This is a genomic window from Dysgonomonas sp. Marseille-P4361, assembly GCF_900343125.1.
In the GTDB taxonomy this organism is placed as follows: Bacteria; Bacteroidota; Bacteroidia; order Bacteroidales; family Dysgonomonadaceae; genus Dysgonomonas.
The window spans coordinates 123,882-147,178 of the sequence record NZ_OPYL01000005.1; the positions used below are offsets into that span (position 1 = coordinate 123,882).

19 protein-coding genes are annotated in these 23,297 nt (G+C 35.9%); 8 read left to right on the forward strand and 11 right to left on the reverse strand.

Translation table 11 applies throughout. The features are described from left to right. Window positions 1–19: 19 nt before the first annotated feature. Entirely contained in the window at window positions 20–1,462 is a 1,443-nt protein-coding gene (locus DHU68_RS10770; protein ID WP_108822997.1) for a CCA tRNA nucleotidyltransferase, read from the reverse strand. 199 nt (window positions 1,463–1,661) lie between these two features. On the opposite strand from DHU68_RS10770, the gene DHU68_RS10775 reads away from it, so the two are divergent. Both DHU68_RS10775 and DHU68_RS10780 read left to right on the forward strand, forming a co-directional pair. Next, window positions 1,662–2,495: a hypothetical protein gene (locus DHU68_RS10775; protein ID WP_108823090.1), complete on the forward strand. Its 834-nt coding sequence runs from the start codon at window positions 1,662–1,664 to the stop codon at window positions 2,493–2,495. A gap of 18 nt (window positions 2,496–2,513) precedes the next feature. Further along, window positions 2,514–3,299 carry an NUDIX domain-containing protein gene (locus DHU68_RS10780; RefSeq protein WP_108822998.1) on the forward strand — a complete coding sequence of 262 codons (786 nt, stop codon included), beginning with the start codon at window positions 2,514–2,516 and terminating at the stop codon, window positions 3,297–3,299. Between the two features lie 67 nt (window positions 3,300–3,366). Here the strand turns inward: DHU68_RS10780 and DHU68_RS10785 are convergent, their stop codons facing one another. The 3 genes from DHU68_RS10785 to DHU68_RS10795 form a co-directional block, all read right to left on the reverse strand. Next, the gene (locus DHU68_RS10785) at window positions 3,367–4,041 is read right to left on the reverse strand and encodes an OmpA family protein (RefSeq protein WP_108822999.1); all 675 of its coding nucleotides are present in this window, start codon (window positions 4,039–4,041) and stop codon (window positions 3,367–3,369) included. A gap of 42 nt (window positions 4,042–4,083) precedes the next feature. Beyond that, window positions 4,084–4,413, reverse strand: coding sequence for a hypothetical protein (locus DHU68_RS10790; protein ID WP_108823000.1), 330 nt, complete (start codon window positions 4,411–4,413; stop codon window positions 4,084–4,086). Between the two features lie 136 nt (window positions 4,414–4,549). Further along, a complete protein-coding gene (locus DHU68_RS10795) occupies window positions 4,550–5,209 on the reverse strand; it encodes a rhomboid family intramembrane serine protease (protein ID WP_108823001.1) in 660 nt (219 codons plus the stop codon). A 146-nt stretch (window positions 5,210–5,355) separates the two neighbouring features. Between DHU68_RS10795 and DHU68_RS10800 the strand changes: the two genes are divergently transcribed. The 4 genes from DHU68_RS10800 (at window position 5,356) to DHU68_RS10815 (ending at window position 11,010) form a co-directional block, all read left to right on the forward strand. Next, window positions 5,356–6,600, forward strand: a complete 1,245-nt coding sequence (locus DHU68_RS10800) for a carboxypeptidase-like regulatory domain-containing protein (protein ID WP_108823002.1) — start codon at window positions 5,356–5,358, stop codon at window positions 6,598–6,600. Between the two features lie 84 nt (window positions 6,601–6,684). After that, a complete protein-coding gene (locus DHU68_RS10805; protein WP_108823003.1) occupies window positions 6,685–8,979 on the forward strand; it encodes a TonB-dependent receptor in 2,295 nt (764 codons plus the stop codon). 181 nt (window positions 8,980–9,160) lie between these two features. Further along, window positions 9,161–9,691, forward strand: a complete 531-nt coding sequence (locus DHU68_RS10810) for a hypothetical protein (RefSeq protein ID WP_108823004.1) — start codon at window positions 9,161–9,163, stop codon at window positions 9,689–9,691. A 131-nt stretch (window positions 9,692–9,822) separates the two neighbouring features. Further along, a complete protein-coding gene (locus tag DHU68_RS10815; protein WP_108823005.1) occupies window positions 9,823–11,010 on the forward strand; it encodes a class I SAM-dependent rRNA methyltransferase in 1,188 nt (395 codons plus the stop codon). A gap of 2 nt (window positions 11,011–11,012) precedes the next feature. On the opposite strand, the gene DHU68_RS10820 is transcribed toward DHU68_RS10815, so the two are convergent. The 7 genes from DHU68_RS10820 to DHU68_RS10850 all read right to left on the reverse strand — a co-directional run bounded on the left by DHU68_RS10820 (window position 11,013) and on the right by DHU68_RS10850 (window position 20,696). After that, window positions 11,013–12,971, reverse strand: coding sequence for an LTA synthase family protein (locus tag DHU68_RS10820; RefSeq protein WP_255412484.1), 1,959 nt, complete (start codon window positions 12,969–12,971; stop codon window positions 11,013–11,015). A gap of 22 nt (window positions 12,972–12,993) precedes the next feature. Further along, window positions 12,994–14,928, reverse strand: coding sequence for an LTA synthase family protein (locus DHU68_RS10825; protein WP_108823007.1), 1,935 nt, complete (start codon window positions 14,926–14,928; stop codon window positions 12,994–12,996). A gap of 95 nt (window positions 14,929–15,023) precedes the next feature. Continuing rightward, complete coding sequence (gene glyA, locus DHU68_RS10830; protein WP_108823008.1) at window positions 15,024–16,304, reverse strand: serine hydroxymethyltransferase; 1,281 nt, start codon at window positions 16,302–16,304, stop codon at window positions 15,024–15,026. A gap of 59 nt (window positions 16,305–16,363) precedes the next feature. After that, window positions 16,364–17,821, reverse strand: coding sequence for a M48 family metallopeptidase (locus DHU68_RS10835; protein WP_108823009.1), 1,458 nt, complete (start codon window positions 17,819–17,821; stop codon window positions 16,364–16,366). A 119-nt stretch (window positions 17,822–17,940) separates the two neighbouring features. Then, window positions 17,941–19,098 carry an endonuclease/exonuclease/phosphatase family protein gene (locus DHU68_RS10840; protein WP_255412485.1) on the reverse strand — a complete coding sequence of 386 codons (1,158 nt, stop codon included), beginning with the start codon at window positions 19,096–19,098 and terminating at the stop codon, window positions 17,941–17,943. Beyond that, window positions 19,061–19,885 carry a rhomboid family intramembrane serine protease gene (locus DHU68_RS10845; RefSeq protein WP_369831339.1) on the reverse strand — a complete coding sequence of 275 codons (825 nt, stop codon included), beginning with the start codon at window positions 19,883–19,885 and terminating at the stop codon, window positions 19,061–19,063. Before DHU68_RS10845 ends, DHU68_RS10840 begins: the two co-directional genes overlap by 38 nt. Before the next feature lie 34 nt (window positions 19,886–19,919). Next, entirely contained in the window at window positions 19,920–20,696 is a 777-nt protein-coding gene (locus tag DHU68_RS10850) for a rhomboid family intramembrane serine protease (RefSeq protein WP_108823011.1), read from the reverse strand. A 230-nt stretch (window positions 20,697–20,926) separates the two neighbouring features. Between DHU68_RS10850 and DHU68_RS10855 the strand changes: the two genes are divergently transcribed. Together DHU68_RS10855 and argS are read left to right on the forward strand one after the other, a co-directional pair. After that, the gene (locus tag DHU68_RS10855; protein ID WP_108823012.1) at window positions 20,927–21,193 is read left to right on the forward strand and encodes an HU family DNA-binding protein; all 267 of its coding nucleotides are present in this window, start codon (window positions 20,927–20,929) and stop codon (window positions 21,191–21,193) included. 183 nt (window positions 21,194–21,376) lie between these two features. Then, window positions 21,377–23,170, forward strand: a complete 1,794-nt coding sequence (gene argS / locus DHU68_RS10860) for an arginine--tRNA ligase (RefSeq protein ID WP_108823013.1) — start codon at window positions 21,377–21,379, stop codon at window positions 23,168–23,170. Window positions 23,171–23,297: the final 127 nt, after the last annotated feature.

The following is a 23,297-nucleotide window of genomic DNA, read 5'->3' on the forward strand; positions in this document are numbered from 1 at the left end:
TTTTTTGTAGCTGTTTGTGTTATTTCTTAGGAGTTAATCCTATCTTCTTCGCTTTCTCTATTAGGTATGCATATACGGCATTGTATTCATTTGGTATAACCCCATCTAGTATTGCATCTTTGATAGATGATTTTAATTGACCGACCTCTCTTCCGGGAGGAAGATTGAATATTTCCATAATTTCCTCACCCTTGATAGGAGGTTGAAAATTGCGAATATGGTCTTTCTCTTCTATTTCCTTTAGTTTCTGACGAACTATCTTGAAATTAGTTAGGTATCGGCGAACTCTATTTGGGTTCTTAGAGGTGATGTCAGCCTCGCAGAGAGTCATCAGGTCTTCGATGTCATCACCTGCTTCAAATAATAGACGACGAACTGCAGAGTCTGTAATGTCTTCATCTACCAATACCTGAGGACGCATGTGTAGACCTACCATCTTTTGTACATATTTCATTTTTTCATTCAGCGGTAGCTTCATGCGACGAAATATACCGGGAATCATTTTTTCTCCTATGAAATTATGATTGTGGAAAGTCCAGCCTAGTTTATTGTCGAAGCGCTTAGTGGCAGGTTTAGCAATGTCGTGCAGTATAGCCGACCAGCGTAACCAAAGATTATCCGTGTTTTTTGATATGTTATCTAAAACAGCCAATGTATGGTAGAAATTATCCTTGTGTCCAACTCCATCTTTTGTTTCAGCTCCTTTCAATGCGACTAATTCGGGAAAAATAATATCCAATAGTCCGGTCTTTTCTAATTGTAAAAAACCGATTGACGGTTTTGGTGATAAAACTATCTTGTTAAGTTCGTCAATAATGCGTTCTTTCGAAATAATGTTTATCCGTTCGCAATTGCGAGTGATGGCATCAAAGGTGCTTGGCTCTATATCAAATCCTAGTTGAGAAGAGAAGCGTATTGCTCTCATCATGCGTAAAGGATCATCGCTAAAGGTTATATCGGGATCGAGGGGAGTTCTTATAATCAGATTCTCCAAGTCTTTCAGACCATCAAAAGGGTCGAGTAGTTCTCCAAAACGGTCTTTGTTGACGCATATTGCAAGAGCGTTTATGGTAAAATCCCGACGGTTTTGGTCGTCTTCCAATGTGCCGTCTTCCACAATGGGTTTGCGAGAGTCTCTCTGGTAGGATTCTTTGCGAGCTCCTACAAACTCGATCTCCATATCTTTATATTTTATCTGAGCTGTCCCAAAGTTTTTGAATACAGATAAATGTGCCTTTCTTCCTAACTTGTTTGCTACAGTTTTTGCCAATTCTATGCCTTTTCCTACAGTGACAAAGTCAATGTCTTTGGATGGACGATATAAGAAAATGTCACGGACATAACCACCTATAACATAGCATTCAAGCTGCATTTCGTCTGCAGCTTGTCTTACTATGGTAAATATTTCGCCAGAAAGTTTCTTCTGTATAATATCTTGTACCTCTAAATTGTTGTCTATCATTCGAGTCTTCTTGTGCATACAAAGATAGTAATTCAAAGCTTTATGCTGAAAAAAAATATAAAATCTCTTTAGATATTGATTTTAAATATAAAGAGTAAAAAAAAGATTAATAAATAAGGAGGTAAAGGAAATAATTTGTACTTTGGCTCCGGTTTTAAGGTGTTATTTTATAATGATTTATAAGGAAAAGTTTTTTTCTATGCAAAAATTACAAAGGGTATTTTTGACACTTTTTGTTGTTTTTTCTTGTGCTTGTGGTTCTAAAGATGAAGGCGCTAAACTGCATTTAGAAGCTGCACGAAATTTCTATCAACAAGGTAAATTTGATCTGGCTAAGCAAGAAATTGACAGTATTAATTTATTGTATACTAAGGCGATTGAGGAAAGAAAGGCAAGTTTGGCCTTGCTTGATTCTGTACGTAGGGGAGAAAATGATTATACAATAGAAATATGTGACTCATTAATTACTTTATATACTCCAGAGGTAGAGAAATATAAAAAAGATTTTGTCTTTCTACAAAATAAAGAATATCAGGAAACAGGGACTTTTGTGCCAAAGACAATAGCTTCAGGAGGGGCTATAACTGGAACTACCTTACGTTCAGGGGTAGGAGAGGATGGTGTGCTTTATTTAGAAAGTGTTTTTGTCGGAGGACAGAAGCACAATCAAATTAAAGTATCAGCTAAAGATGGAACTTTTGTACAGTCTTTACCTGTTACCGATGAAGGATTGCTTTATCGTTTTTCGAATATGGGTAAAAGTTATGAGGTAATTCGATTTCAAGGAGCACATGAGAATGGTATTGCTAAATTTATATATGCAAACAAAGATAATCCTTTGACTATAGCGTTGGAGGGAAAAAATAAATATACGTACACTTTATCACAAACTCTGAAGTCAGCAGTATCTAAATCTTATCAGTTGTCTGTTATGATGCTTCAACTTGATAGTCTTAAGACTGAAAAGGAAAAAGCTGAATTTAAGAATTATAATCTAGATAAGAAATATGGAGCTGTAGAAGAACAATTATAAAACTAAAACATGTAGCCTATGGAGCGAAAAGCGCCATTTACTGAATCGATGAATCGAGCAGTAGAAACGTTCGTCCCTTATATATCCGTTGATTGTATTATCATGGGATTTGATGCAGGATGTATAAAAATTTTATTGTGTAAGCGCAAGGAAAGCGATAAATGGTTATTAACAGGAGGCTTTATCCGTCGAGATGAAGGCCCCGATGACTCAGCCTATCGAATATTGGAAAGTAAAACAGGAATAGGTAGAGATGGATTTCTGAAGCAATTCTATTTTTTTAATAAGAAGTGCAATGCGGGTGATGATGAAAACCTAATGATGCTGAAACGCTTAGATGTGGAAGAGATCCCGGAGAATATGGTGAATCTAGGTCGATTTGTAAGTTTAAGTTATTACCTGTTAGTAAAATATCAGGATGTTGAGATTGCAGCAGAGGAATATGAAGAACTGGAATGGTTTGATATAAATGCACTCCCGGAGCTATATGGGACTCATGGAATGTTGATCAATCTGGCTGTCTCTGAAATCCGGAAGCAAGTCGGTTTTATTCCTTTTGGTTACGAATTATTACCAGATAAATTTACAATGCCTGAACTGCGTAGTATCTATGAAGCAATATTAGGGCGTGAATTGGATAGACGAAATTTTCAACGAAAAATGCTTTCGATAGGCTATATTCAGCCATTAAACGAAGTTAGAAAAGAAGGAGCCCATAAGTCACCTCATTTATATACTTTCGTGAAAGAAAAGTATAGAGCAGCAAAAATAAAAGATGTGCAGTTAATGAGCAATAATCTATAAGAGTATAGCAATAACAAAAAGGACTGAATAATTATTCAGTCCTTTTTGTTTTATATGTAAATAGTTCTTATTTACCTTGTTGTGCGTCTTGGATCATCTTCTCGTTAGGAAGGATGTATACTTCAACACGACGGTTTTGAGTTCTACCATCTTTTGTACTGTTGTCAGCAATTGGTTGAGTAGATCCAAATCCTTGAGTCACCATACGGTTTCCAGAAACGCCCTTGCTTTGTAGGAAGTTATAAACAGCCTGAGCACGTTTTTCTGATAGAGGGTTGTTTATAGCATCGTTACCAGTGTTGTCTGTGTGTCCGTAAATTTGAACATCAGTATCAGGGTTGCTTTTTAATGAATTAGCAAAACTTGTAAGTGAACCTTGTGAAGTTGAGTTAAGAGTGCTTGAGTTAGTCGCAAATAAAATTCCAGATTCGAATGTTACTTTAATTGCTTGACCATCATTTATCGACTCTACTTGAGCACCATTGATTTGTTCCAACTCTTTCTTTTGTTTGTCCATTTTATTTCCGATGATAGCTCCGGCAGAACCACCTACAACAGCACCAATACCAGCACCCCATGCAGCACCTTTACCTCCACCGATAATAGCACCAATACCAGCACCTAGAGCACCACCTGCACCTGCACCAATACCACCGCCTTTAACAGTATCGCTAGCTCCACAACTAGAGAATAAAATAGAACAGCTTAAAAGAATAGCTGCAATAAATGAAAAATGTTTCATAATTATAAAATTAAAAATTATTTATATTGTGAATAGTCTTACTTATTCGAAAATACCAAGAGAGTCGCAATAGGCAAGTTCGCCTTGTATGATGAATGCAACCTCTTCTGGTAAGAATTTATTTACTTTATCTTTTTTGCTACTTTTAATAACATAAGCAATAATTTCATCCTCGTCAATATCTACTAAAGCTTCTCCGTCAGAATCCTCGTCCATGAATCCTTTTTCTTCATAGAAGTCATATATAACGTCGATAATATAATTTATCTCATCGTTAGTGTATTTGCCTTTAAGCTCTTGGGGAAGGTAATTCTGTATAAATTTTACAGCATCGTCTTCGTCATACAGACGTAAGTCTTTTTCTTCGCTCATTCTTTTACAATTTATTTAATAGATTACAATATTTATAACAAATAAATAATTGCGATGTTCAAAGAAGTGAAATAGATTTTGCTGGATAAAAAGTTTTCAATTCAATGTTTGTGTCAAATACATCGCAAAAATACAATTATTTCTTCTTCAAAACAAGATATGTCAATATTATCAGTGGTACAATCATTATACCGATGTATAACATATTAACCTCTAATAGGCTAGGTGCAAATAAAATAGCCATGATAAGTCCGATGGCGGCACCACCTAAATGGGCGTCGTGTCCAATATTTCCTTGGCTCGATTGCATACCATATATTGAATAAGCAAGATAGGCCAGACCAAATATCCACCCAGGTATTGCTATAGGAATAAGGAATATGTATATGCCTATATTGGGCTCTATGGCAATAGCTGCAAAAAGAATACCCACAACACCACCCGATGCACCTATGGCACTATAATAATATTCCCGGCGGTGTACCCAAAGTGATAGAAGTCCTCCTCCCAGTATAGCTGCTACGTAGATTGCAAGATATTTCCATAGACCAAATACTAATATGATAATATCAGAGAAAAAGTAAAGTGTCATCATATTAAATATAAGATGCATATAGTCTCCATGTAATGTCGCAGAAGTTAATAGTCTATCCCATTGCTTAGAACTGCCTAATATCGCCCCAACATTAAACTTATATCTGTCAAAGAAGGCCATATCATTAAAGCCTTTAATACTTGTAATAGCTGTTAGAGCAATAATAAGAATCGGAATTATTTCATTTATATTTAAATTCATTGAGTGTGTATTTTTTATTTTGGAACAAATATATAAAAAAGAGAGGTTACTTGTTGCTTAGTCGTTAAAAGATGAGAAAATAGCAGAAAATGAAAATATAGAAGTGTTATATTCGTTACTTTAGTGAAACTACAAAAGAAAGGACAATGAAAAAACTTTCACTATTCTGCTTATTTACGCTGTTTATATCAGGGCTTACAGCGCAAACTTCGATACGGGGAGTTGTGTTGGATAAGGATACAAGGAAACCTATACCTGATGTTATTGTTCAGTATGGCGATTTGTCGAATGAATATGTATCAACAGATGATAATGGTAATTTTGTAATTCCAGAAAACAATAGCACGGTAATCCATTTTCAATGCTTCGGATATAAAACAAGATCTGTCTCAAAGGAGAATCTCGGTGTTAGCAATCTTGTTTTCATGGAATTGAATCCTGTCTCATTAGCGCCCGTGACGATCAGTCCCGATGAAGCTGATAAAATATTGAAAGAGGTGATGATAAATACCAAGAAGAAACTTGTTGTCGAGATTCCATTGGCTTATTTACTGCATTTCGATCAAACTAAATTGTCAGACACACTTAAAAATGAAATTTATCTCTCTTATACAACATTATTAAAGTCGAAAGAACTAAAGAAAAAACTAAAAAAAGACAAAGTCCCATATGAATATAATATTCTTGATGTAAGGCGCTTGCAGCATGCAGTAATTCCTCCAACAGAGTTGTATGGTGCAGAATACCATGCTTCTCATCTTTTTTCGTTCGGAAAGAGTGCAAACAACGAAACCAAGAGGTCTTATACTTCCGATAGTTCATTAATTATTTTAGAAATTAAGCCTTTGCCCGGAAAGAAAGGATGGGCAGAAGGTGAAGTGATCATTAATAAGAAAGATATGACATTGATGTCTATTGAGGTGGCCTCGGTAGACTCATTAATGGAAGCTCAGCCTTACAAAAAGTATTTGGAACGAAAAGTGAAAGTTCTTAGGAAAATAGGGCGCTTTGAGTTTGCTGAAACTCATGGTAAATGTTACATGAAGAATTGCTATACATATTATAAATTCGGGATGTATGACGATTTAGGCAGAGAAGATGAAATCGTTTATCACTGCGATGTTAACTTTACAGGCTTCGTTAAGCCAGATAGAATAAGAAAAAGAACCTTAAGTGGTTTTTGTCAGGAATTGTTTTATCTTCCCGACTCAACGACAAAAGATTTCTGGCTCGAAGAACCGGATGAAAATGTTTATATAAGAGATAATGACGAACTGGATCAGGCTTTCTTAAATAGCACCTATGCCAAACATAAGAAAATGTCGAATATCATAAAGGCAGCCATTCCACCGGTAGCATTATTTGGATTGTTTATTGTGTTATTTAGATAAAAGGAGGAATAAAATCACTACATCTGATGATTGACCGCTAAAGCTGAATAGTTTTCCTTTGTATTAAACAAATCAACTTTAACAATGAAAAACTATTCTATAATTAGAAGATGTACTCTTTTACTCTGTACGTTTGTGTCTGTAGCTAATATTTTTTCACAAGGACCTCAGCGACAAGATACGCTATATACCGAACTGAAGAACGATATTGTAATACTGTCTACAACGAAAGAAACCAATAGCCTGAAATCGTTACCGGCAGCAGTTACGGTTTTTTCTCCAAAGAATCTGGAAGCTTTACAAGTCCATTCTTTAAAGGACTTAAGTGCTATTGTTCCCAACTATTTTGCGGCAGATTATGGTTCCAAAATGACAGCTCCTTTATATATAAGAGGTGTCGGAGCTCGTTCGGGAGAACAAACAGTAAGCATGTATGTCGACAATATTCCCTATTTTAATACAACTTCGTTTGATACGGAGTTGTTTGATATACAGCGGATAGAGGTTCTTCGAGGCACCCAGGGAACTCTCTATGGAAGAAATGCGATGGGAGGTATCTTGAATGTTTATACGTTCTCTCCTTTGACATACGAGGGAACAAGAATTAAGTTAGGGGGAGGAAGTCATGGGCAGTTATCAGCTAATGCTTCTCACTACCAACGTCTGAATCAAAAGATGGGTTTCTCTGTAGGTGCGTATTACAAGCAAGATGATGGCTATTTTGAAAATCTTTATACCGGAAAGAAAATTGATGATATAAAAAATGTAGGTGGACGTGCAAAGTTTGTCTGGGAGTTTTCGCCTCGTTTCTCTGCTACATATTCCACCAGTTTCGACTATGTAGATCAAGGTGCATTTCCTTATGAGAATGTAGAGACAAAGGAGATCGATTATAATTCCGAAGGCTATTATAAAAGGAAACTTTTTACCAATGGATTGGCTTTGCGTTATTTAGGGAATGGTTATGAGGTAAACTCGACAACCGGTTATCAGTATCTGAACGACGAAATGAATATGGATCAGGATTATACCCGTCTGTCTGTCTTTTATATAAATCAAAAGCAACGTCAGAATTCATTGAGTCAGGAGGTAACGATAAAATCAGCGAACCATTCCAATTATCAATGGTCGGGAGGTGTATATGGTTTTTATGATTATCTGCATACAACCCCTCCGGTGTATATGATGAAAGACGGAATACAAAAATACCTCCAAGCGCCGATTACAGCAGTAGGAGCTCCTTTGACTTTTACCGACGATCAAATAGACTTGAATGGACAGTACAAACGCCCTACATACGGCTTTGCCGCCTTCCATCAGTCAACATTCAATAATATTGCAGAAACGGAAGGCTTGTCATTGACACTGGGTGTTCGTCTCGATTATGAGAAAACAAAGTTAGATTACAATGCAGATGCAGTTGCTAATTTTGAGATTACAATACCGAATGTTCCAATGCCACCTCAAAAATATACAGCCAATGCTCTTTTAGAAGGAACCTCAGAAGCAGATTTTCTTGAATTTTTACCTAAAGCTGTATTGAAATACGAATTTCATAAAAACTCATATGCTTATGTGTCAGCTTCCAGAGGATATAAGGCAGGTGGACATAATATTCAGATGTTTGCCGATCTTTTGCAAGAAGAATTACAGAAAGAAATGATGGCAGGGATGCCTCCGGGTATGATGGGGCGAAATGGAGGAGCAAGTGACGATACCTCTATCGATGACCGTATATCTTACAGTCCCGAATATAGCTGGAATTATGAATTTGGTGGGCAAGTAGAAATTATTGACAATGCTTTTTCTGCTAATTATGCACTTTATTATATGGATATTCGCGATGTGCAAATAACTCAGTTTGTGAACAATCGCGGAGGACGTAAAGTCAGCAATGCAGGTGAGGCTGTAAGTAAAGGATTCGAGCTAGGACTGAAAGCGCGTCCATGCAAAGGCTTCTATCTGTATGGAAGTTACGGATTGGTAGATGCTGTGTTTAAAAACTATGTGGATGAAACCGCGAAAAAAGATTATACAGGAAATCATATCCCATTCGCACCAAGTTCTACTTTTAGTGTAGGGGGAAGCATTTCCTACGATCTGAAAAAGAATCCTGTACTTGATCGTTTTACTTTCGATGCTAATTATATCGGAGTAGGAGATATCTACTGGAAAGAAGATAACCTGATGAAGCAAGGCTTTTACGGAACATTAAATGCCCGCTTGGCTTTAGAGAAAAGTATTTTCACATTGGAATTCTTTGGAAAGAATATTTTAGATAGGGATTATCATACATTTTTGTTCGACTCGGATAATAAGTATTTCGGACAAAAAGGTAAGCCAATGCGTTGGGGTGCTGCCCTGAAAATTGAATTGTAAAAGTTTTAATATTAGTATATATAGATTACTCTTTAAGCGTGTGAACGTGTAAAAGAGGATGAGGAACCAACCGAAAAGGGATGATAATTATATTATTGTCCCTTTTTCTATTTATATTTATGTGTAAATAATTGGTTAGATGATAACTTTATTTCTATGAGATTGATAGTTTGGAATAGATATGAAAAAAAATAAATATAGAATAATAATATCTTTTACTTTTTTAGTCTGCTTGGTGCTAGCTTTGTACCATGCAAACATATTTCCTGTCGTAAGAATTCAAGAGAGTACGTTTTTTGTTAAAGATGCAGACTATAATCTTCAAAAAGGAGATATAGTAAATCCCTTACAAAATCTTGATCTTTCTTCAGACGTGGAAATATATTTACATATATCGAAGAGTGATTTGGAAGAGTTACCTGTAAAAATTCCTGATCATAAAATATTGTATACAAATAATGACGAACTAATTAGAAAGTTAGTAGAAGACTTTAATTGTATATATACAAATGGAGATATGGCTACTTGTGAGAGTTTGTTTTGTGTATTTATTGAAGGAGAATTAGTTTACAAAACAAATATAGTGATCAATGATGATTTTGTAGGTTTACAAAATTCAGCTTTAGGATGGGTTGAAATGTGTAATTCTTCTGAATTAGTGAATATATTTGAAAAATTTATTCCTGTTTATAGACCTATCATAAGTTTATAGACAAAATTATTTCTTTTTTATTTGTAGAACTTTAGTTGAAATAGAAATAGCTAGATCTAAAAAATAAAGTTGTAATTTTGTACACTTTAATAAAAATAGAATAACATACCCTTTTGGCATAGAATATAGATATGAATTATAAGAAGATAAAACTAAAACCTAAGAAAGAAGAATCTCTAAAACGCTTTCATCCATGGATATTTTCGGGAGCAGTACAACAAAAAGATGCTAGCCTGCAAGAAGGTGAAGTCGTAAATGTGTACACTGCGGCTGATGAATTTATAGCGGTGGGGCATTATCAGATAGGTAGTATCGAGGTAAGAGTTTTATCATTCGAACAAGAAGAGATTAATAGCGAGTTTTGGGAAAAACGTTTGTCTGTTGCTTTAAATTTGAGAAAAGCGATAGGATTATTGTCTCCCGAAAACAATTCATATCGTCTGGTGCATGGAGAGGGTGACGGACTTCCCGGACTTATCATTGATGTATATGCCGAAACAGCTGTTATTCAGTCTCACTCGGTAGGTATGCACGAATCGCGAATGGCTATTTGCGAAGCCTTGAAAGTTGTTTTGGGTGATGGACTGAAAAATATCTATTACAAGTCGGAAACAACTTTACCTTTTAAAGCTAACCTTGGAGCCGAAAATGATTACTTATATGGAGGCAAAGAAGTAAATGATGTCGCTATTGAGAATGGATTGAAATTCTATCCAGACTGGGTGAAAGGGCAAAAAACAGGCTTCTTTGTCGATCAACGAGATAACAGAGCTTTGTTGGAGCGTTATTCAAAAGGTAGCTCTGTACTCAATATGTTCTGCTATACAGGTGGGTTTTCTTTCTATGCAATGCGTGGAGGAGCAGAACTCGTACATTCGGTAGATAGTTCGTCAAAAGCGATTATGCTCACCAATAAAAATGTAGAATTAAACTTTCCTGACGATAACAGACACGAGGCTTTTGCAGAAGATGCCTTTAAGTTTTTAGGCAGTATAAAAGGAGATAAATACGACTTGATTGTATTAGATCCTCCGGCCTTCGCCAAACATCGTGGAGCAATTAAAAACGCACTGCAAGGCTACAAACGATTGAATGCAGTGGCTTTTGATAAGGTTGCACCTGGAGGAATTGTCTTTACGTTCTCATGTTCGCAAGTGATATCGAAAGATGCTTTCCGATTAGCTGTATTCAGTGCGGCAGCAATGTCGGGACGTAGGGTGCGTATTCTTCATCAATTGAGTCAACCTGCCGATCATCCTATCAATATCTACCATCCCGAAGGTGAATACCTTAAAGGGTTGGTATTGTATGTTGAGTAATCCTATTCTTCTACCCTAAGAAGACGATTTTTGAACATGTAACTTGCTGTTTGTAACATAGCAGCCGAATATGCTTTCATACTATCGGCTTTAGTTTTATTTTCTTCGATGAAGTTTTGAGGATTATTTTCCCTGTATTTATACAATCCTTCTATATTTGCTTTGAAGTTGTAAGAATAAAAATCTTCTTGATCGATGCAACCTAAGGCATCGTCAGAAGAGAAAAACATATACGGGCGGTTTTCCTTAAACAAATCGACTCCGAAAGTATTGTTTGTATAAGGACGATTCAGTAAACCCATTACAGTAGGGAATACATCTACTTGTCCTCCAAATTGTTCAAACTGTTGAGGGGCATCGGCAAAGCTAGGTGAATAGATTATCAACGGAATATGATTGTAAGAGAGAGGCATGTCGTATGTCTGAGAACCTACTATCTTACCATGATCGCCCAAGAAAACGAAAATAGTATTGTCGTACCATTCCTGTTCTTTTGCTCCTTCCATAAATTGACGAATGGCATCATCAGCAAAAGCTAAAATCTGATATTGTGTGTCTTTACTTATGCTTTTATATTTTTCAGGGATAATATACGGAGGGTGGTTACTGATTGTTAATAATGTAGCAAAGAAGGGTTGAGGTTCTTTTGCTTTCTCATTTATCTTATTCAGTCCATACTCCATAAGGAAATCGTCTGCCACACCGAAGCTGTTTCGACGTTTCTCTCTGGGGTAGTTCTCTTCTGCATATACTTCATCTATTCCGTTTTCATAGAGGAAAGCATTCATGTTGTCGTATTGAGCTTCATGAGTCATAAAGAACATTGTGCGATAGCCTTGTTTTTGCAATTCATTCGGTAAACCTTGACACAGAGGAATGTCCACGTTCTTCATCATATTACGGTCGAATAAAGATGGGAGTCCGTATAATGTAGCCAATACTCCATGATTGGTATGTGTACCGGCCGAATAAAAGTTATTGAAGTAGTATGATTCCCTTTTTAGTTGATTTATATAAGGTGTAACCTCTTGTCCGTTTTCTTTAACATCTAAGAAATCGGAAGACATAGATTCCATGAGGACAACAATCACATTCATATTCTTAGCCTCACCTTCGGTAATAATTTCTCTTACGATAGGAGATGATCCGGAATTGTTGTTTGATGATATATTTAATGTTTCTTGAGTAATGGCAATAGCATCTTCCTCCGAAATAATATTATCTACATTATGATGCGACTTGCCCGATTCAATAATGTCTCTCATTAGATAAAAAGATGGATTGATTCCTAGCTGATTTAAGAAAGAATTGGTGCAGAAGTAGGCTTGGCTTGTCCTTATCGGGTTGTATCCCATTCTTCCGCGTATGCCGAATAGGCAAAGACCTATTAATGCAGCAACAATAGGAATGTATAGAAGATATTCTTTTGGCTTTATGCTAATTTGTTCTTTTTGCAATAGTTGTTTGCTTATTCTGAAAAGTAGAAATCCAAATAATACAATCGAAATAAGGAAAAATACCATGTAGATATAGTACGATGTTTCCTGAGTTACCATACCTAGTGTAGTGCCTCCCTCTTCGTTCCAATTGAAGATGGAGTTATTTAGATGCTTGAAAAAGTAATGAAAATAAGGAATATTGGCTGTACCTATTGCAAAGAGAAGTGTATAAACAGCGATATAGAAAATATTACATATGGTGAATATTGGCTTCTTTACAATGTTGAAAAGTCCAAGAATAGATAGAATAGCAAGAGGTGCAATAGATATATAGCATGCAATAACGTTGTCGAACCATACACCGCGAAGCAATGCCGAAAATATCCAACTGAATTTGGAATCAACATCGGATATGTGTTGTAGATTGGTTAATAAAAGTACAATCCGTTGCGATGTCATAAACAAAAGTGCCAACAGATGGACTGATAGTATATATGTAATGTATGTTCTTATTTTCTTCATTCGTTTTCTTCTTCAATTTAAATTATCGAGTCAATTGCTCCTGAATTAAATAGTCGGCAGTAATCATCATCGATGTAGAGTATTCTTTCATATCTTTTGCTACCTCCTTTTTTTCTTGCAGCAAATTGTGGGTATCATTCTCTCTGTAATGATAAAGACCTTCACTTTTATCAACAGGATTGTAAATGTAGAAGAATTCATCATCAATGCATCCTAGATGTGTGTCAGAAACAAAATAAGTATAAGGGCGTTTTTCTCTGAATAAGTCTATCCCTAAGCTGTTGTTTATATAAGGCTGACGTAGTAGTCCCATTACGGTAGGGAATATATCAACTTGCCCTCCAAAGTCTTTAATCCGTTTAGGGGAGTCTCTAAATAGTGGAGAGTGTATAATTAAAGGAATATGATTGTAGCTTAAAGACATCTCGTAATTTTGCTTGCCTAATACTCGCCCGTGATCACCTAAGATTACGAAGATAGTGTTGTTATACCAATCTTGTTTCTTTGCATTTTCCATGAAAACTTTTAGACTGTTATCTGTAAAGGCGATAATGCGTTCATTATCTGTAGCTCCTGCATCTTTGAACTTGTCAGGAACAACATATGGGGGATGATTGCTGACAGTCATGAAAGTTGCAAGAAAGGGCTTGTTTTGCTTCGCTATTTCGTTTAATTTGTTAGAGCCAAATTCAAATAAATAGTCATCTTGCACACCGAAATTGTTGACTATTTTCCCTGTAGGGTAGTCTGGCTCTGCATATATTTTATCGAAACTGTTTTCGCTTAAAAAAGCATACATATTGTCGTATGACGGATCATGTGTCAGGAAGAAAAGATTTTGATAGCCGATAGATTTCAATACGGTAGGTAACCCCTTATAGTAATTAGGAGTAGACGGCATCATAGTTTGTTCAAATATTGGAGGAAAACCATATAAGGTTGAAGCAATACCATTGTTTGTGTGTATACCGGCAGAATAGAAATTCTCGAAATAATATGATTCAGCTATTAATTCATGTACGTAAGGCGTTAATGTTTTGCCTTTGTACTCCATCTCTAGGTAATTGACTCCCATCGATTCTAAGAGGATGATAACTATGTTATAGTTTTTAGGCTCCTCCTCAAAGTTTACATTTCTGCTAATTGGAGATTTTTCTGTTGGAAGAGAATCAATCGCAAAAGTATTTTGAACATAGGCGATAGCCTCCTCAGCAGAGATTAAGTTTGCTAACTTGTTTTGTTTCTTTGCTTGACTGCTACTTTTTATTAAAAAGAAAGAAGGATTTATTCCCAATTGATTAATGAATGAATTGTTGCAAAAATAAGCGTCACTAACACGAATAGGGTATCTTCCTAATCCTCTAAAACCAACGAAACAAAGTGCCCATACAAGGAAGACAAAAGGAATGTAATATTTGTAATTCCGCTTACTTATATTTCCATACGGTTGTTTGAGAAGTATATTTCCTATACGATGTACAAATAAAGCAAAGGAAATAACCACTAATAAAAATAAAGCAAAGAAGATATAATAAGAAGTCTCTTGTAGTATCATTCCTGCTGTGCCTTCAAAACCAAACCAATTGAAGATAGAATTATTTAAATGAGTAAAATAGTACGAAAAGTAAGGTATATCAGCGACAGATATGGCAAAAATAACTGTGTAGGATATTATATAATATATATTGAAAGACTTGATAAGAAGTCGGGGGATCTTGTTAAATAAAGCTACAACTAATAGTGTGACTGTCGGTAAGATTGCTATATAGCAGGCAATGGCGTTATCAAATTGTATTCCTTTAAGAAAAGCTCTGTAAATTAGAGGGAAAGGGTTTTCTACTCCAGATGTTTGTTCAATATTACTAAAGAATAATATAAATCGAAGTATAGTTAAAATAGTAAGTGCTAGAATGTGAATAGATAGAATATAGCGAAATACAGCTATAGGTTTTTTCATTGTTAAGAGCGTCTTGTTTTCTAAAAGGGTTACCCATAAAAGAGTAACCCTATATTATTGAATATTTAGGATAATAAAGTTATTATTCCTGTCTATTACCAAGCAAATAAAGGATAATCTTTCATCGTTGCATTTACTTTCTCATGAACGCTCTTTATTACTTGTTCATTTTCAGGGTTAGAAAGAACAGTGTCGATCATTTCTACAATTTCACCCATCAATGATTCTTTGGCACCTCTGGTAGTGATAGCAGGAGTACCAAAACGTAGACCAGATGTCTGGAATGGACTACGGGAATCGAATGGAACCATATTTTTATTTGTTGTAATATCTGCTAATACAAGAGCTTTCTCTGCCAATTTACCCGTCAATTCAGGGAATTTAGGACGTAAGTCTATTAGCATAGAGTGATTGTCAGTACCTCCGGAAACAACTTTATAACCTTTGTCCATGAATGCTTGAGCCATTACAGCTGCATTTTTCTTCACTTGAGTCTGGTATTCTTTGTAAGAAGGATCAAGGGCTTCGGCAAATGATACTGCTTTAGCTGCAATCACATGCTCTAGAGGTCCTCCTTGCATTCCAGGGAATACAGCAGAATCCAGCAATGCCGACATCATACGAACTTCGCCTTTAGGTGTTTTCTTGCCCCAAGGGTTTTCGAAATCTTTGCCTAATAGGATAGCACCACCACGAGGACCACGAAGAGTCTTGTGTGTTGTTGTAGTAACAATATGAGCATGAGGTAGTGGGTTGTCTAGTAATCCTGCCGCAATAAGTCCTGCAGGGTGAGCCATGTCGACCATGAAAATGGCACCTATTTCATCTGCAATTTTACGTATGCGTGCATAATCCCACTCGCGAGAATAAGCCGATGCTCCGGCAATGATTAATTTAGGTTTCTCTGCACGAGCAACTTCTTCTAGTTGATCGTAGTCAACTTGTTCTGTATCTTGTCTTACATTATATTCTAAAGCATTGAACATTAACCCTGAAAAGTTAACGGGTGAACCGTGCGAAAGGTGACCTCCGTGCGAAAGGTTTAGTCCCAGAAATTTATCTCCTGCATTTAAACAAGCAAGAAATACAGCTGCATTAGCCTGCGCTCCGGAATGAGGCTGTACATTAGCCCATTCAGCTCCGAATATTTCCTTTAAGCGATCTATTGCTAGTTGTTCGCTTAAATCTACGATTTCACAACCCCCATAATATCTTTTCCCCGGATATCCTTCTGCGTATTTATTTGTTAGACATGAGCCCATAGCTTCCATAACTTGAGGGCTTACAAAATTTTCGGATGCGATAAGTTCGATCCCTTTGATTTGTCTTTGATACTCTCTTTCGATAATATCGAAAATGGCATTGTCTCTTTTCATAAATTGTAAATTATATTATGAGGTAAAAAAAGTTTCTACTATTTGGTTTTATTATAAAATTATAAGCTTTGAATTTCTTGATTTCTTGCTTGTACCTCCAGCCTAGGTAATTCTGAGTGAATTTTCTCCAGTTGCTTTTCTAAATTCAAAATATCACTGGTCATACTCCTTTTTCCTTCAGGAGAAGATTTTGAATATTCTTCTCTCATTACTTTAAGTTTATTTGATATGCTGATATGTTCAGCTTTCATCTGAATAACTCTGTGGTATGTATCTTTAGCGTTGCTGTTCTTGAAATCAGAAAGTGTATAGTAAGTGTGTTTGTCGTTAACAACAAATTCGAAATCACGAACAACTTTAACTTTTTCTTTCGGAGCCTTTCGTGCAAGTTCGATCACACTCGAATAGTTTGTGCCATCGATCCATGTGTCTTTGATTGATGAAATTCTAGCTCTATTAGCTAAAAAAGCCTCGTCATCACTTTCTATCGTCTTAACGGACTTATTTGGTATAAAAGTATATATACAGACTTTACCTTCGGGTTGATATCTGTCAGAAGCAAACCAGCCAATGCCCTTTTCTTCATCTATTACCATCATATAGTCATTGTATGCCGAATTGAAAGGCATATTTAGTCTTTCTGGTGTCAGATAGTTGTCATTGTTCATATTGTAACGAGAAACAAATAAGTCATATCCGCCGATAGATTCAACATCTTTGGCTGCAAAGTAGATGGTTACACCATCGGTCATTACATAAGGATAGTTCACATCTCCGGTTAAACCAAAGTTCGTAGATGAAAGTCGTTTTTCATTTCCAAAGTCATCCAGCAGTTTTTCCATAGAATATAGAGCATATACTCCATTTCTATCCGGCTGAGAATAATAAGCTTTGGTCTCTTTTTCGTTAAAATATACAGTCGATTCTACATCTTTGTTGGCAGAAAACACAGTGTTGAAATAGTCAATCCGTCCTGAACTGTGACTTAGCTTGTAAGCTGAAAGGAAACTTCCTTTGTCAACAACAAGACTGTCTATAATCTGAATATCTTCTGTGTTAGAAACCATGCGGTTAAGTCTGGACATTGCTTTCCGTTTTTCTTCCAGTCTGGCAATGTCACTCTCTTTTTTCTCTGCTTCAACAGAGTTTTTGCGAGGCTTTTTTTTGTTCAGTAAAGATTCGTATTTGTCAAAAGCCTCTTGCGCATTTGTAAATTGATATTTCTCTGTATAGATGAGACCTAGATAGTAGAATGAATCTTGTATGTTTTTTTTAGATGAAAGAAGAAGACATTCTTCCGCTTTGTTTAAGTTTCCGCCAGTTTCAACAAGACAAGCTCCATACCAATGGTTTAAATTAGCGTCAGTAGGTTTCTTGCCATACTCTACTTCAAATATGGGTAAAGCACTGATATAGTTTCCTTCCAGATAGAAGGCTTTAGCTTCTGCTAATGTTTGCGAAAAAGCAATAGGTATGTATAGTACAGAAAGCAATACGTATATAGCAAACCGTTTCATAATTTAGGTCTTTTATTGATGGTCTCAAAGATAAGAATTTATATTATAAAAATCTTACAATAAAAAGCAAGAAAGAATAAACTATCCAAGTTGGCTGAACGGAAATAAATAAGGTTAGTTTATTTGAATGATAAATGAGTCCAGACAGGGTAATGATCTGAATATTTAACTCTGTCTACTTTGCAATTGTATGATTCTATATTCGGAGAGTGCATAATAAAGTCAATCCGAACAAAGAAATAGTTCTCGTGATACGTTATCCCCTTCCCAAATCCAGTGTTTACATGCGAATCGATAAGATTATTCCCCTTTATTGTGTGATATGTGTACGAAATAGGTGCATCATTGAAATCTCCGCAGACTATTGTTGCGTCGGTTTTTTGTTCGTCTAACTTTTGCTTTATCAGTTCAGCCTGCTTTTCTCTTATTTTATATCCGGCTCCAAGTCTGCTATGTAAGGAGTGAGCCATTTCATCAAAGGACTCTCTATCTCTGGTTTTTAGAAAATCCTTGTATGCTTTTTTATCTTCAGAGGTCAGTCTGTTCGATTCTAAGTGGTTGTTTACCAATGTTACTTTTTTTCCTTGTATATCTAGAGTATACATAACAGAACCGTTGTAAGTGCTTTCGATAGGCAGTTTATGCGTGTCAGATATTGGGAATTTAGAGTAACAAGCAACTCCATAGACATGCCCTTTACGTTTGCGTCCCAGATTTATGACTGACCGATATGGATAGTCTTTCATAATTTCGTTGAATTCACTCTGCGTAATAATATCTTTTTTACCCTTGCCTGTAGAAACTGTAAATTCCTGAAGACAAACAATATCAGCATTACTCTCTTTTATATAGTCGAATATTGGGTTGTTTCTAGCCTCTTTACCTCTCAGCCAATTGAAACTTCTTACATTATAGGAGAGTACCTTGAAATTGTTTTCGGGGATCTGACTAGTTTTAAGGTGGATGGGAAAACTAGTACTGATCGGACTCCAGCAACAAAGTATAACTGCAAGTTGCACTAAAGCATACTTCCACCGCCAAGAAACCAGCCATAAGATAAGGTATGCTATATTTATAAAAAGGATGATCGGAAATCCCAATCCTAAATATGCAATTATTGGAATTTTAGATGGTACGACATTCCATGCCAAAATCGATATAAGTAAGACGATTATTGCTATAATATTTGTGGCAAATATTGTGTATTTAAGATATTTCCAAATTGTATTGCTGAAAAAATCACTTTTTGCTGGCATCGAATAATCGTTTTTTTTCATCTGCACTCAGACTGCTGTATCCGGCAGCCTTTATTTTGTCTAATATACGATCTATCTCCTCGTTCTGATCCTTTTTGCGTTCATTGTATTCGTAGTCGGCATCCCTTTTAGTGTGCTTGACCTTCATTTTTTTTGAAGGTTTAGATATGTTGGCAAAAGAATCTATGATTTTACTTACCCATTTAGTTATATCTTTTCCTTGCAGGTATTGTTTTGCATAGATGTAGCCGATCAATGCTCCTCCTATATGTGCCATATGTCCGCCAGGGTTACTATTGCCTGCTATTCCTATAAAATCAAGAACGAATATAATAAGAGCAATATATATAATCTTTATTCGTAGGAGAAAGAATAATGAAACCTCTGTGTTTGGTCTGTAGAAGGCTGCAGCGAAAACGATTGCCATAACAGATGCTGAAGCTCCCCACATAACGGCATCGTTCGATTTAGCAAATAAAGGAATTGTATTATAAGCTAAAATAAAGATAAACGCTCCAGCCAAGCCTCCTAAGATATATAAACTACCCAGATTCTTTGCACTGAAATGAGATAGGAATATTCTTCCAAACCCGTAAAGGACAAGCATGTTGAACAAGATATGGAAGAAGTCTATATGAACAAACATGTACGTTAGAGGCGTCCAAAATCTGGTTGCCAGTTCACTAAGATTGGACGGAACAATAAGGAAGCTCATCACATCTTCTGTAATGTTGACCTCAAATAGCTTAGTGATGTTGATGGCTACTAAAAGTAGAAATACAACAACATTTATAACTATTAATCTCACGAGGATATCCTTCCTCTTTAATATCGGTTTTATATTATCGTTGAAAACTCCCATCTTTAGTCGTTAATTTACCTTTATGCTTCCAATATAAGAGTATGATAAGTCCGGTCAATAAACCTCCTAAGTGTGCAAAGTGCGCGATGTTGTCGCCTTCTCTGTCGGCTATGCCTAGAGCTAGTTCTATAACACCATAGCCTATAACGAACCATTTTGCTTTGATTGGTATAGGAGGGAAGATCAACATTAGCTCAGCATTAGGAAAAATCATTCCAAAAGCGACTAGAATACCAAATATAGCACCAGACGCACCAACCATACCTCCATTTAACAAAAGATTAAGCCCTCCTAATGTCGGATCCGCGTAATTCTTATCTTGCATCAATATACTTAAGCCTTCAGTGTTTATCTTTTGTAGGATATCAGGAAGTATTTCTGGAGGGATACTTGCCTCTAGGTATGAAACCCTTAAATACATGACGAGCAGTTGTAGTAAAGATGCTCCTACGCCGGCTATCATATAATAAAATAAGAACTTTCGGGGTCCCCATATCATTTCTAATGTTCGTCCGAACATGAATACAGCAAACATATTGAAAAATAAATGCCCAATACTACCATGCATAAACATGCAAGTGATGATTTGGTGGGGCATAAAGCTGTCAGAAGTAAAATAATGAAGAGCGAAGATGTTATCTAACGTTCTGTCTTTGAATAAGAGAGTGTCTGCTAAAAAGAAAATAACGTTTATTATTATTAAGTTTTTAGTGACTACAGGGACACTACTCATAAACCCTACATTGTTTTGATTCATTTTACGATCTTATAATATAAATATTAGAGAGCCCCAAAATTACTTATATTTTTTGTTTTGTGGGTAAAAATGGTGTTACGTTTAGATTTTTTCTGATTTAGAGTGAGTTTTTCTTTTTTTTATTTATGATTATTAAATAAAACGACTATATTTGAAAATCATAAAAAAATACTATGTAGACAATATGATATTCAGTAATATAATGTTTAATTAATCATTACAATTTTATTATGAACAAAACAGAACTAATCAATGCTATCGCTGAGAAATCAGGTTTAAGTAAAGTGGATTCAAAAAAAGCGCTAGAAGCGTTTATCGAATCAGTAACAGAAGAAGTTAAAAAAGACGGAAAAGTAGCTCTAGTAGGGTTTGGAACATTCTCTGTAACTCATAAGGCTGCAAGAAAAGGAATTAACCCTAGAACTAAAGCAGTTATCAATATACCTGCAAAGAAAACAGTTAAATTCAAACCAGGTGCTGATCTAGCAGCTCTGTAATTTAACAGTAAAGAAAAAATAAGAAAAGCAGAAGGTTTTAAACTTTCTGCTTTTTTGGTATTTATATAAAGGGAACTTATTCTAATAAGATCAGCTTATTACTACTTTTTTTTATAATTTTGCAATCCTGTTTGCTCAGCTTGTGTGAGTGACGTTTTATTAAGATAATTCAGATATCCTAACATGAAAATAGAAAATAAATTACAAGAGTTAGCTGTGAAGGCTATTGAATCTCTTTACGGACAGGTAGTTGCCGAAAATCAAGTCTCGTTACAAAAGACAAAAAGAGAATTTGAAGGACACCTTACTTTGGTTGTGTTCCCTTTTCTTAAGATATCGAAGAAAAGTCCCGAGCAAACAGCTCAGGAGATCGGAGAGTGGTTGGTTGCTAATGCCCCTGAAGTAAAGAAATTCAACGTAATAAAGGGTTTTCTTAACTTGTCTGTTTCGTCTTCAAGTTGGTTGGGTCTGTTAAACGAAATTCATGAAACAGTAGATTATGGATTTAAATCGATGGAGGCTGATGCTCCATTGGTAATGATTGAATATTCGTCGCCAAATACAAATAAGCCTCTGCACTTAGGACATGTTAGAAACAACTTGTTAGGCTATGCTCTTTCCGAAGTGTTGAAAGCCAATGGTTGCAATGTAGTGAAAACGAACCTTGTAAACGATAGAGGTATTCATATCTGTAAGTCTATGCTTGCTTGGCAAAAGTGGGGTAATGGAGAAACTCCGCAGTCGAGTGGAAAGAAAGGTGACCACTTAGTTGGTGACTATTATGTATTGTTTGATAAACATTATAAAGCAGAACTGGCAGAGCTGAAAGCAAAAGGATTGTCCGATAAAGAAGCCGAAGCTCAATCCGGATTAATGGCTGAGGCCAGAGAAATGCTTCGCAAATGGGAGGCCGGAGATATGGCTGTTGTCTCTCTTTGGGAAGAAATGAACTCATGGGTATATGCCGGTTTTGATGAAACATACAAGAAACTAGGTGTTGACTTTGATAAGATTTATTACGAATCTCAAACATATATGGACGGAAAAGAGACAGTTATGGCTGGTCTCGAAAAAGGAATCTTCTACCAAAAAGAAGATGCTTCTGTTTGGGCAGATTTGACAGACAATGGGTTAGATCATAAATTGCTGCTTCGTGGCGATGGTACATCTGTATACATGACCCAAGATATAGGTACTGCTAAGACTCGTTTCGATGATTATCCGATCAATACGATGGTATATGTTGTTGGAAATGAACAGAACTATCACTTCCAAGTTTTATCTATTCTGTTAGATAAGCTAGGCTTTGAGTTTGGAAAAGGATTAGTTCACTTCTCTTATGGTATGGTCGAACTTCCTGAAGGAAAGATGAAATCTCGAGAGGGAACGGTTGTAGATGCTGACGATCTTGTTGAAGAAATGGTTAGCACAGCTAAGGAAACTTCGCAAGAACTAGGTAAACTGGATGGTGTAAGTGAAGAAGAAGCAAATAATATCTCTAGAATAGTAGGTATGGGCGCTCTGAAATATTTCATACTGAAAGTTGATCCTAAGAAGAATATGACTTTCAACCCGAAAGAATCGATCGACTTTAACGGTAATACCGGACCATTTATTCAATATACATATGCTCGTATTCAATCTGTTATCCGTAAAGCGAATGAGCAAGGATTAAGTATTCCTCAATTTTTACCTACTGATATAGTATTAACAACTAAAGAAGAAAATCTTGTTCAGCTGATAGCAGACTTTGCTGCTGTGGTGAAGCAGGCCGGTGATGAATACAACCCGGCACTGATTGCGAACTATGTATATGATCTAGTGAAAGAATACAATCAATTCTATCACGATTTCAGTATATTGAAAGAAGAGAATGCACCGTTGAAAGATTTCAGATTAGTATTGTCAGATGAGGTAGCTAAGACAGTGCGAAAAGGTATGTCTCTACTTGGTATAGAGGTGCCGGATAGAATGTAAATACGACTTTGATTACGATATATCTATAATGTGCTTCAATAGTATTGAAGCACATTTTTTATTAAAAAAGTTGTACTTATTAATAAATATGAAAAAGTAATTTATCTTATTGATACACTAGGCTCTT

What these genes read in the sequence shown, in the direction of transcription:
- DHU68_RS10770 (WP_108822997.1), bottom strand. Translation starts at nt 1,462, where the DNA reads ATGATAGACAACAATTTAGAGGTACAAGATATTATACAGAAGAAACTT.
- DHU68_RS10775 (WP_108823090.1), top strand. Translation starts at nt 1,662, where the DNA reads ATGCAAAAATTACAAAGGGTATTTTTGACACTTTTTGTTGTTTTTTCT.
- DHU68_RS10780 (WP_108822998.1), top strand. Translation starts at nt 2,514, where the DNA reads ATGGAGCGAAAAGCGCCATTTACTGAATCGATGAATCGAGCAGTAGAA.
- DHU68_RS10785 (WP_108822999.1), bottom strand. Translation starts at nt 4,041, where the DNA reads ATGAAACATTTTTCATTTATTGCAGCTATTCTTTTAAGCTGTTCTATT.
- DHU68_RS10790 (WP_108823000.1), bottom strand. Translation starts at nt 4,413, where the DNA reads ATGAGCGAAGAAAAAGACTTACGTCTGTATGACGAAGACGATGCTGTA.
- DHU68_RS10795 (WP_108823001.1), bottom strand. Translation starts at nt 5,209, where the DNA reads ATGAATTTAAATATAAATGAAATAATTCCGATTCTTATTATTGCTCTA.
- DHU68_RS10800 (WP_108823002.1), top strand. Translation starts at nt 5,356, where the DNA reads ATGAAAAAACTTTCACTATTCTGCTTATTTACGCTGTTTATATCAGGG.
- DHU68_RS10805 (WP_108823003.1), top strand. Translation starts at nt 6,685, where the DNA reads ATGAAAAACTATTCTATAATTAGAAGATGTACTCTTTTACTCTGTACG.
- DHU68_RS10810 (WP_108823004.1), top strand. Translation starts at nt 9,161, where the DNA reads ATGAAAAAAAATAAATATAGAATAATAATATCTTTTACTTTTTTAGTC.
- DHU68_RS10815 (WP_108823005.1), top strand. Translation starts at nt 9,823, where the DNA reads ATGAATTATAAGAAGATAAAACTAAAACCTAAGAAAGAAGAATCTCTA.
- DHU68_RS10820 (WP_255412484.1), bottom strand. Translation starts at nt 12,971, where the DNA reads ATGAAGAAAATAAGAACATACATTACATATATACTATCAGTCCATCTG.
- DHU68_RS10825 (WP_108823007.1), bottom strand. Translation starts at nt 14,928, where the DNA reads ATGAAAAAACCTATAGCTGTATTTCGCTATATTCTATCTATTCACATT.
- glyA (WP_108823008.1), bottom strand. Translation starts at nt 16,304, where the DNA reads ATGAAAAGAGACAATGCCATTTTCGATATTATCGAAAGAGAGTATCAA.
- DHU68_RS10835 (WP_108823009.1), bottom strand. Translation starts at nt 17,821, where the DNA reads ATGAAACGGTTTGCTATATACGTATTGCTTTCTGTACTATACATACCT.
- DHU68_RS10840 (WP_255412485.1), bottom strand. Translation starts at nt 19,098, where the DNA reads ATGAAAAAAAACGATTATTCGATGCCAGCAAAAAGTGATTTTTTCAGC.
- DHU68_RS10850 (WP_108823011.1), bottom strand. Translation starts at nt 20,696, where the DNA reads ATGAATCAAAACAATGTAGGGTTTATGAGTAGTGTCCCTGTAGTCACT.
- DHU68_RS10855 (WP_108823012.1), top strand. Translation starts at nt 20,927, where the DNA reads ATGAACAAAACAGAACTAATCAATGCTATCGCTGAGAAATCAGGTTTA.
- argS (WP_108823013.1), top strand. Translation starts at nt 21,377, where the DNA reads ATGAAAATAGAAAATAAATTACAAGAGTTAGCTGTGAAGGCTATTGAA.